The 10,690-nt window shown below is 52.7% G+C and carries 7 protein-coding genes; 4 read left to right on the top strand and 3 right to left on the bottom strand.

The window, feature by feature from the left end:
• On the top strand, positions 1–1,149 hold a 1,149-nt coding region (locus P8O11_RS06360; RefSeq protein WP_300292817.1), incomplete at its 5' end, for an ABC transporter ATP-binding protein/permease.
• Between the two features lie 7 nt (positions 1,150–1,156).
• On the opposite strand, the gene P8O11_RS06355 is transcribed toward P8O11_RS06360, so the two are convergent.
• Together P8O11_RS06355 and P8O11_RS06350 are read right to left on the bottom strand one after the other, a co-directional pair.
• Complete coding sequence (locus tag P8O11_RS06355) at positions 1,157–4,888, bottom strand: efflux RND transporter permease subunit (RefSeq protein WP_300292815.1); 3,732 nt, start codon at positions 4,886–4,888, stop codon at positions 1,157–1,159.
• Positions 4,885–6,159 carry an efflux RND transporter periplasmic adaptor subunit gene (locus P8O11_RS06350; RefSeq protein WP_300292813.1) on the bottom strand — a complete coding sequence of 425 codons (1,275 nt, stop codon included), beginning with the start codon at positions 6,157–6,159 and terminating at the stop codon, positions 4,885–4,887. The genes P8O11_RS06355 and P8O11_RS06350 overlap by 4 nt, the downstream gene beginning before the upstream one ends.
• A 234-nt stretch (positions 6,160–6,393) precedes the next feature.
• Here P8O11_RS06350 and P8O11_RS06345 point away from each other — a divergent pair, with 234 nt between their 5' ends.
• The 3 genes from P8O11_RS06345 to der are packed head-to-tail and all read left to right on the top strand — an operon-like array spanning position 6,394 to position 9,960.
• Entirely contained in the window at positions 6,394–7,074 is a 681-nt protein-coding gene (locus P8O11_RS06345) for a hypothetical protein (RefSeq protein WP_300292811.1), read from the top strand.
• 39 nt (positions 7,075–7,113) lie between these two features.
• Complete coding sequence (locus P8O11_RS06340) at positions 7,114–8,457, top strand: PQQ-binding-like beta-propeller repeat protein (protein WP_300292809.1); 1,344 nt, start codon at positions 7,114–7,116, stop codon at positions 8,455–8,457.
• A gap of 48 nt (positions 8,458–8,505) precedes the next feature.
• Positions 8,506–9,960, top strand: coding sequence for a ribosome biogenesis GTPase Der (gene der / locus P8O11_RS06335; RefSeq protein WP_300292807.1), 1,455 nt, complete (start codon positions 8,506–8,508; stop codon positions 9,958–9,960).
• Here the strand turns inward: der and P8O11_RS06330 are convergent.
• On the bottom strand, positions 9,957–10,661 hold the full coding sequence (locus P8O11_RS06330; RefSeq protein ID WP_300292806.1) for a hypothetical protein: 705 nt from the start codon (positions 10,659–10,661) through the stop codon (positions 9,957–9,959). The genes der and P8O11_RS06330 overlap by 4 nt on opposite strands.
• Positions 10,662–10,690: the final 29 nt, after the last annotated feature.

Here is a 10,690-nt window from a genome sequence, read left to right as displayed (position 1 = left end):
CAAAAGGCGATTGATAGCCTCCTTAATTTTGAGACGGTGAAATACTTCGGGGCGGAGCGGCGCGAAGGGCAACGATATGATGCGGCGATGGAAGGCTATGAGGCCGCGGCCATTAAAACGGCATCATCGCTTGCCTTCCTGAACTTTGGTCAGGCCCTTTTGATCACTATGGGTTTGATTGCAGTCATGGTCATGGCCGCGTTGGGTGTTCAAAACGGTGATTTAACGGTTGGCGATTTCGTTATGGTCAACGCATACATGATCCAGATCACTCTACCGCTCAACTTTTTGGGCACAGTCTATCGTGAAATTCGACAGAGCCTTGTGGATATGGGCGAGATGTTTGATTTGCTTGGTCAGCCAGCCGAGATTGAAGACAAGCCTGGAGCCACTCAGATTAAAGTGTCAAATGGGATTGTCGTTCTTGAAAACGTTTATTTTGGCTATGATGCCGCGCGTCCAATCCTAAAAGGTGTGAGCCTCAAAGTTGGTGCAGGCGAAACTGTTGCGATTGTGGGGCCGTCGGGCTCGGGCAAGTCAACCATAGGACGCCTGCTGTTCCGCTTCTACGACGTCTCCGAAGGTCGCCTATCAATCGATGGGCAGGATGTGCGCGATGTAAAGCAAGAGAGTTTGCACGGGGTGATTGGAGTGGTTCCGCAAGACACCGTGCTGTTCAATGATACCATCCGATACAATATCGCTTACGGGCGCGACGGGGCGAGTGAGGATGAAATCGTCGCAGCTGCGAAGGCCGCGCAAATTCATGACTTTATTGCGGCTTTACCAAATGGGTATGATACCGCTGTTGGGGAACGAGGCTTGAAGCTATCTGGAGGTGAAAAGCAGCGGGTGGGTATTGCTCGTACATTGCTGAAAGATCCGCCTGTATTGCTTCTCGATGAGGCGACTTCAGCACTTGATACTGAGACGGAACGTGAAATTCAGTCTGCTTTACGCAAGGCAGCTGAGGGGCGCACGGTTATCACGATTGCACATCGTCTATCGACAATTTCTGATGCCGATCTCATTGTTGTGCTGGAAGACGGTGAAGTAGCGGAGCAGGGCACTCATGACGCCCTGCTGAAGCGCAAAGGGCGCTATGCAAGCTTATGGGCAAGGCAAAGCAGCGAGGACGACGCAGCATAAGGGTTGCCTATTCAGCGGCCTCTATATGACCAGTCGATGTATTTCTGGCGGTTTCAGCATTGTCGTCTGATGGTGATGCTTCGCTTGAACCAACAGTTTCTATGTCGTTTGGTCCGGGTTCGGGTGTCTCGCCTACAGCTTGATCGTTGTAGCCGTCCCACATGATTTCAGGGGGGGCTATGCGGCGGACCGCTGTTTGTAGCGCCATATCGCGAGCAATGCGGCTGGCGCTGCCGAGAGACAGCGCGGCAAGCGCACGTGCAGCCCATCCGAGATAAGTGGATACCCAGACACGTAGAGCCAGCATTGATGGCGTAAACACCAACGTCAAAACTGTCGCGATGCCCAGTCCGAAAACGACAGCTGTTGCAAGCTGCTTCCACCAGAGTGCCGTGGGACTATCAATCGAATAACCGCCATTGATAAAGTCGAGGCTGAGGCCAAACATCATAGGCGCAAGGCCTGCCATTGTTGTGATTGTGGTCAGCAACACTGGTCGTATTCGGTCTTCTGCGGTGCGCACGATAGCTTCTTGGCGCGGCATGTATGAGGAATATTCCTGATAGGTATCAATCAGAACGATGTTGTTGTTCACGACAATACCCGCAAGCGCGACAATGCCCGTACCCGTCATGATAATTGAGAAGGTTTGGCCCATGACCAACATGCCGATGAGCACCCCTGCCGTTGAGAGGACAACCGCAAGAAGGACGAGAACTGAGTTATAAAAGCTGTTGAACTGGGCAAGCAATATTATGAACATGAGCCCAAGCGCCCCCGTGAAAGCCGAGCTTAGAAAGGCTTGGCTTTCGGCTTCATCTTCTTGATCTCCGGTCCACTCCCATGCGACCCCTTCAGGAAAGGGCGCGGTCTGGAGCCAAGATGTGATCGCTTCAATTCTGTTTGCAGGTGTGAGCGGCACGGCTTCAAAACCCTCACGCTCACTTTGTGCTTGCAGGGCGGCATCTTCATTCCAATCAGCCGCGGAGATAAGTTGCGTCTCGTTCGTTTCGGCATTGGTCAGAAGCATTGTCGCGTTGACCACCCCTGCCTTTACATCAAAGAACCGCATTTGGTCAGCGCGGTTGATTTCGGCTAGTTTGGCCACAGGTTTGCGTGTCAGGAAGTTTGAGAGAGGTATAAGCCCATCCGCAGTTCGCAGTTTGAGTGTATCAAGTGTGCTCAATACGCGGTCTTTTTCTGGTAGCCGCACGCGAATTTCGATTTCCTCGTCAGAGCTATCAACGCGCATCGTATCAAGAAGTATGCCGCGCGTGACGAGTTGGATCATGCCGCCGACAGTCTGGACATCTGCACCATATCTCCCAGCCTCTTGGACGTCGACATCAAGCTGCCAGTCAATTCCGGGGAGGGGGAGCGTATCTTCTTGAAGTGTCAGGCCTTCGGTTGCATCGAATTTGGCTCGTGCCGTTTGGGCTGCGCTGATCAAGTCTTCCCAATCATCCGCCTTGAGGCGCAAATGGACAGGCTTTGCAGAAGCGGGGCCACGTGAGGCTGCAAGAATTTCTATTTTTGTTCCGGGGAGATCGGACAGTTGTTCTGTAAGTTCTTGTAGTACAAGATCACCATCGAGGTCGGGCCGATCTCTTCGATCTTCCCATGGGATCGTTTCAAACTGAATTTGCCCAATCGTATCATTGGGGGGCTGAGCGCCGCCAGTATTGGTATTGAGGCCACTGTCACCTGCAAAAGAGAACGCGTTGTCGATTCCTGGATGAGCGAGGACAATGCCTTCGGCACGCTTGATCAAGTCGTCTTTTTGCTCAAGTGAAAGGTTTCCCCGTGCTCTTACATAGACGATCGCCATTTCAGGCTCAGATTCTACGAAAAACTCAGTTCCGTTGTTATTGGAGCCGTAATATCCAAAGACAGACATCACGAAAAATAGGACGGCAGCGGCCGACACCACGGGCATGATTGGATTGCCTGTAATGAGTTGAATAAACTGGCCAAAATATGTGCGCCTGCGCCCAGCCTGAACGGACGTTTTCTTCCAAGCAATTTGAGCTGCGCCCAATGTGATCGAGGAGGCAAAGCTTCCAAGTAAAAACAAAACCATACCCGGAAGCAGCGATATCACCCCTTCAAAGATAGGCGTTCCCCCAAAGAGGTAGCCTGGGTTGAGCGTTTGCATGGCGCCGAGAAAGACGAGGTAGAGCGATGGTAGAACCAAGGCTGCCCTAAGCCACCATGGTGTCGCTGCACGGAGCACGTCAGCTGAGCGACCAAAGAGGCGGCTCATGCGCCCTGAAACCCCGCCCATCACAGGCAGATATATCAAAGCCACAATAAGTGAGGCCGAGAGAACAAAAATGAGCGTAACGGGTAGCATCCCCATGAACTGGCCTGGCACGCCTGGCCAAAAGAGCATTGGGAGGAACGCGCAAAGCGTCGTTGCCGTTGAGCTTACGACCGGCCAGAACATCCTTTTGGCAGCTTCAACATAGGCGTGCATCGGGCCAGTGCCCTCGGAAATACGTTTATCTGCGTATTCGACAACTACGATCGCGCCGTCCACCAACATCCCCACCGCGAGGATAAGCCCAAACATAACAATGTTTGAAATCGTTACCCCCATCAGAGCTAAGAATGCAAAACAGAGCAAGAAAGACGTTGGAATAGCAAAGCCGACGAGCAGTGCAGGGCGCACACCAAGGGCCGCGAGGATCACGACCATGACAAGTGCGATGGCTGTCAGTACAGAGCCTTCAAGTTGCGAAATCATCGAGCCGACGACGCGCGACTGGTCATTCGATGTGCCGACATAGACTGCAGATTGAAGCTCTGTGGGCCATTCTGCGCTCGCACGAGCGACCACGGCTTTTACATCGTCAGCCATATCGAGAAGGTTGAACCCCTTCCGCTTCACAACTTGAAGCGCAACAGTGGTTTCTCCGTTAAAGCGCGCGGTTCCGAGCCTGTCCTCAAATGTCAGCCTGATCTCTGCAAGATCGCCCAAGGTGACGATGCGATCTCCGTTTACTTTCACTGGAAGATTGTAGACGTCCTGTGGCTCACTAAAGCTTGATGGAATTTTGACAGAGAATGCACCTGTTGAGCTTTCAACTTCACCCGCTGCGATCAGCTGGTTGTTGTTGCGCACAACGCTTATCAGTTCACCTGCGGTAACATTGTAAGCCTCAAGTCTCAGTGGATCGATGAGAACTTCGAGCATTTCGTCACGTTTGCCAGCGATACCAGCCTCCAGGACAGCATCTAGGCTTTCGATCTTGTCTTTTAGGTTTTCCGCTACCCGAGACATGGTGCGTTCAGGGACATCACCCGTCAGATTGATGATCAAAACAGGAAATTCAGAGAAATTTATTTCGTTTATTGAATATTTCTCAGCCCCGTCAGGAAAAGCCGCTTCGGCGGCATTCATGGCCTCACGTACATCTGCCATAACGGCTGATTTATCCCAACCAAATTCAAATTCTATAAAGATACCGGCATAGTTTTCAGCCGCTGTGGCCGACATCGAAGCAAGGCCATCAAGGTCAGCCAGTTCTGTTTCCATAACCTTTACAAGCAGTGTCTCGCTGTCGCTTGCTGAGATACCGGGGAAGGGAACCGAGATAAACAAACCGGGTATTTGAATGTCAGGCTCGCCCTCTTTGGGCAGGTTTGCATAGGCAAAGCCGCCGACGAGCAGCGACAGAACGATAAAGGCCATTATCATCCGCGCACGGGCGGCGGCCCAATCTACCAAGCCAGTCATTGGACAACATCCTGATACTCTGGCGCGACAAGCACACCGTCCACGACATATTCTTGGCCGATGATAATTATGTCGGCTTCATCAGGTAGGCCAGAAAGCCAAACACCTCTTACATCGTCGCGCAATAGTGTCACGGTTTGGAATATGGCGTGCATCGAACTATCGACAAGTCGAACACCAAGCAGTCCTGTATCGTCTAGAGTCAGTGCGGATTGCGGAACTAAATGTGCCGTGCGGCCTTCTGCGCCGATAATTATTTCAGCTGTTTGACCGTCGCGAATGGCGAGGTCGGGGTTTGGAACTTCAATCTCAACTCGGAAGGTTCGTGTGAGTTGATCTGCGCTTCTGCCAAGAAAACTCACGGCGCCTGTCACGTTTTGTCCTGTCGTGAGGCGGCCGCCGGCGCGTGCACCAACTTTGACGCGATCCACTTGTGTTTCGGGGACAAAGCCGACGAGTTTGATTGGATCGAGCTGTATCACGGTGGCGCAGGCTCCGCCCGGCTGAATGAGAGACCCTAGCTCGGCTGTGTCGCTCTCCAATAGCCCTTGAAATGGCGCTCTTATTTCGAGGCGCGAGATTTCTTTCTTGGAAGCATCCACGCCTGCTTGGGCAGACTCAATCGCTGCTTGAACACCTAACATTCCAGATTGTGAGGTTTTAACTTCGGCTTCAGCTGATTTGACTGCAGCTTCTGCGCCGCGCACGGCAGCAGCTGTTGCGGCGACGCGCGAGTCTGACGCAAATCCACCTTTCGAAAGCTTGCGCGCTGCATTGTCATTTATAAGGGCTTCTTCTAGCTGAGCTTTTGCTTGCTCCAATTGCGCCTGTGCTCGAGGAATCTGCGCTTCAGTTTCTGGGATCCGCGCACGGGCCTCAGCCAGCCGTGCCTCGGATTCTGCGAGAATTGATCCTCGTGTTCCCGTATCCAGCTGACAAAGGATTTGCCCCTCATCTACAAAAGCGCCTTTGCGCAAGGGGGGGGAAACAACCAATCCAGAGGTTTCTGATCGCACATCTACCTGACGTGCAGCCTCCGTTTGGCCGCGCAAGATGACCGCGCTGTCAATTTCTTGAGCGCGCGATTTGATTGCAATCACGCCAACCCGGCGTGAACTTTTGGTGTTCTCATTGGAGGCGGTGGATACGGTTTCAGTCGGGACTGCCTTGTCAGTTCCAGTTGCGAAGCTCATCAATGTGTCTCGATGGACGACAAGGAAAAATAGAAAAACCGTTACCAATATCGCTGTCAGGAATGGGACTAGCCGCATTTGTGCCTCTTAATATGGGAAATTTGAACCTAATTAGAGCCCAATATTCCAATTTACGAACCCCGTTTTTAAATAGATCAGTTTTCCTAAACTGTCTAGTTTAGTTTGGGCCGGTGTGATCCGGAGCGGCCATCTCATTTCTCGCGCATTTACGCTTCACTGCCGATCGTTAATGCAGGTCTTGGCAGTGGCCAGCCAAGACTGTATGAGGGTCAAAACCGAAAGGGCAACGGCGTGAGCGATACTGACAGTTTTATTGAAGAAGTCACCGAAGAGGTGCGTCGTGATAGGCTTTTTGCTTGGACGAAGCGCTATGGTTGGATGGTGATTGGCGCGGTGATTATTGTTGTCGGGGGTGCGGGCTTTATCGAATATCGAAAAGCTCAAGCCACGGCGCAATATCAGGCCTTTGGTGACGCTATACTCGCGGCTTTGGATAATAATGCGGCCGCCGAACGAGCCATGGCGCTTGCCTCTATTCAAGGCATTGATGTGGGCGGGCGCGCTGTTCTCGACTTGCTGACGTCGAAAGAACAGTTTGATGCTGGAAGCCAAAAAGAGGCGCAAGAAACGCTTCAGTTGCTTGCTAGCGACGCAGATGTGCCACTCGTCTATCGTCAGGTGGCGAGCTTTAAGCTTCTTGCATTGCAAGAAAATCAGCTGAGTTTGGCCGAACGCAAAGCGGGCTATGAAGCTTTGATTGGTGGAAATCCACAGCTGGAAGTTCTGGTGGAAGAGCAACTGGCTTTGATTGAGATCGAGCAAGGCAACACAGAAGAAGCGATTGCGGCACTGAGCAGCATCGTACAAGATAGCGAAGCAACGCCTGGGCTGCGCCGCCGTGCGACACAGCTTATTGTTGCTCTTGGCGGTGATGTGCCTGTAGTGGCGACAGCCCAAGAGCAAAGCAAGTAGTAGACCAATAGCCTGAACGAGGCGCGAGGGATAAAGTCGATGAAAAAACGTCTGCCAAATCTGGGTTCGCTTGCGTGCTGCGTGGGTGTTCTGTCATTTTTAATGTTGAGTGCCTGTGAGGAACCAGAAACAATATTGGCTGGCAAGCGTGAACCACTGCGGGCAGAAGAAGCAGGCAACAAAGTGGTGAATGCGGGTTTGACTGAGAACCGCTCTGAGCCCGTTGCGCTAAGCCAAGCGCAGAGCAACGCAAACTGGCTTCAACGTCATAACAGCCCGCACACCCGCATCGATCATCCCGCATTTGGCGGCGCGTTGGAGCCGATCTGGAGTGTGAATATCGGCTCAGGTAACAGCCGTTTTGGTCGGATTGTGTCAGAGCCAGTTGTTTTAGATGGAAAAGTATTCACTCTTGACTCAGAGGCGCGCGTTTCGGCCACCTCGACATCTGGGGCCGCGCTCTGGAACGTCAGCCTTGTACCAGAGCGTGATAGCGGTCGTGATGCGACAGGAGGTGGTTTAGCGGCCTCCAAAGGTGTTGTTTATGCTGCATCAGGGTTCGGTGTTGTTTCGGCGCTTGACGCCAAAACGGGACAAGAGCTCTGGGTGCAAAAACTGCAAGCATCAGCGACAGGCTCGCCTACTGTGCGTGATGGCATCGTCTATCTTGTTGCGGGCGATTCAACGGCTTGGGCACTGAATGCTGAAAGCGGCCGTATTCTTTGGCAACTTGGATCCTCAGCTGACAAAAACAATATCCTTGGTGGACCTGCTCCAGCGGTTTCGGACAGCTTGGTGGTTTTTTCGTTTGGATCAAACGAGTTGCAAGCAGCCTTCAAGCAGGGCGGTCTGCGTGTTTGGGATTCGGTCATTTCGGGCCAGCGGCGTGGTTTTACGCGCAGTCGGATAACGGACATCACGGGTGACCCAGTCATCTCAGGTAACCTTGTTTTCGCGGGGACACAATCGGGGCGTATGGTTGCGCTGGATGTGGCTACTGGCGAACGGCTCTGGACAGCTGAAGAGGGCCCGATGAGCCCAGTTTGGGTCAATGGCGATGATGTTTTCCTTGTGTCAGATGGCAACGAACTTGTTCGCCTTAGCGCAAAAACAGGCGAGCGGGTTTGGGGCGTGAAGCTGCCGTTTTTTGTGAAAGACCGACCAAAGCGGCAAGCGGGGCTCTTTGCGCATTATGGGCCAGTTCTGGCAGGTGGGCGGCTGTATGTCGCTTCTAGCGATGGTTTGATCAGAGCCTTTGACCCGACAAATGGAGCTCTCTTGCAAACAGGAGAAATTCCAGGTGGTGCGACGACGAGCCCTGTATTCGCGGGAGGGGTCATGTTTGTCGTGAGCGGTAAAGGGCAACTTTTCGCTTTCCGTTGACCCTAAACTCGGTTAGGTGCGGCTTTCTGCGACTGGAGCGCTTTTAGAATGAGCTTTACCTTGGCCATAGTCGGCCGTCCCAATGTGGGCAAATCAACTCTTTTCAACCGTTTGGTCGGGAAACGTCTTGCTTTGGTTGATGATCAACCTGGAGTGACTCGTGACCTACGCGAAGGAGAAGCGAAGCTCGGAGATCTCCGTTTCACCGTGATCGACACAGCGGGACTGGAGGATGCGACTGACGATTCCCTTCAAGGGCGCATGCGCCGTTTGACCGAGCGTGCCGTAGAAATGGCAGACGCCTGCTTATTTATGATTGATGCGCGCGCTGGTGTTACGCCGACAGACGAAGTCTTTGCAGACATCCTGCGCCGTAAAGGGTCTCCCGTATTTGTTGCTGCGAACAAAGCGGAAGGCATGGCCGCTGATGCTGGTGTGATGGAAGCCTATGGATTGGGACTTGGTGATCCTATTCGTTTATCAGCAGAGCATGGCGAGGGCCTAAACGAACTCTATACTGCTCTTATGCCTTTGGCCGATCAGTATGAAGAGCGCGCAAAAGAAGACGCGCCTGCTATTGATGTGACCGTCCACGAGGATGAAGACGCACCTGATCATACTCCGACTGAGAAAAAACCGCTTCAGATTGCCGTTGTTGGACGTCCGAATGCTGGCAAGTCAACGCTGATCAACAAAATCCTTGGTGAAGATCGCCTGCTTACGGGGCCAGAGGCTGGGATTACACGTGATGCGATCTCCCTCACGCTTGATTGGTCGGGTACCCCGGTACGTATCTTTGACACGGCCGGTATGCGTAAAAAAGCCAAGGTGCAGGATAAACTTGAAAAGCTATCTGTATCGGATGGATTGCGCGCGGTTAAGTTTGCTGAAGTTGTCGTTGTTTTGCTCGATGCCGCTATTCCGTTTGAACAACAAGATCTTCGCATTGCAGACCTTGCCGAACGTGAAGGGCGCGCAGTCGTCGTAGCTGTTAACAAATGGGATGTTGAGGACGACAAGCAAGATAAGTTGAAAGAGCTCAAAGAAGCCTTTACGCGATTGCTGCCTCAGTTGCGAGGCGCTCCACTTATCACTGTCTCAGCCAAAACAGGTCGTGGACTTGAACGCTTGCATGATGCAATTCGCAAAGCGCATGATGTCTGGAACAAGCGGATTACGACTGCACATCTGAACCGTTGGCTCGATGGCATGGTCCAAGCGCATCCGCCCCCCGCGCCGCAGGGGAAGCGCATCAAGCTGCGTTATATGACACAGGCGAAAACGCGTCCGCCCGGATTTATCGTTATGTGTTCGCATCCAGACAAGATGCCAGCTGCATATTCGCGATATTTGGTGAACGGCCTGCGGGAAGACTTTGACATGCCAGGATCGCCCATTCGCATGACAATGCGCGGCCAAAGCGACAAAAACCCATACAAGGGACGCAAGAAGGCTCCGCCGTCAAAGCTGAGAAAGCACACTCAAGGTCGCAAGAAAGACTAGGTGCTCCGGGCTTTAATGAGCCCGATCAGCAAGTAGCCTATTCCCACAGTACAAAGCGCTATGACACTTGTGTTTAGCGGCTCAAAATTGCTGACGACAATTCCGACCAGTGCCCAAATCACGGCGATCGGATACGACAGAGACTTCGGGCGAGCTTTTTGCATTGCGACCGCTATGATGAGAGCAATCGAGAGACTGACATAGGCCGCGATGTCTTGTGTCGCATATCCATAGCCTGCGAGGACTAGACCGACAGAGACGCTTGAGGCCGCTGTGAGCCACCCTGCATAAATGCCGATCGGTTCTCTTTGCCACCAAGCGTCATCATCACTTGCCCTTACGAATGCTGCAAGGGCGGCGATAAGCATGAGCCAGATTTGAACGGTTGCCCAGATCACAGAGATTTGGGCAACCGCGATCCAAGATGCGCCGATGGCGAGGCTGATGAAAAGGGCGGGCCTTGAGCTTGTCCACGCAATGGCATCAACGCGCCTGAAGAGACCGAAACCTGTTCCTGCAACGAGCCATAGATAAATCGGTCCCCAAATTGAAAATGCGTAACCTGCCGGCTGAATAGCAGGGTCGATTTGAGGCATCGGAAATTGGTTGCCCTCAAATCCTTTGAACCCCGAGGTGAAGAACGGGGATGCTGCAAACAATATCGCTGCGGTAAACGTGGCTAAGGCGAGCAATCTGTTCATTTGATCAGGCTATGGTTGAATTTTCGTAA

The organism is Lentibacter sp., from assembly GCF_029254145.1.
Lineage (GTDB): Bacteria > Pseudomonadota > Alphaproteobacteria > Rhodobacterales > Rhodobacteraceae > Lentibacter.
The sequence above is the reverse complement of the archived record's forward strand: the minus strand, read 5'-3'. Positions and strand labels throughout refer to the sequence as shown.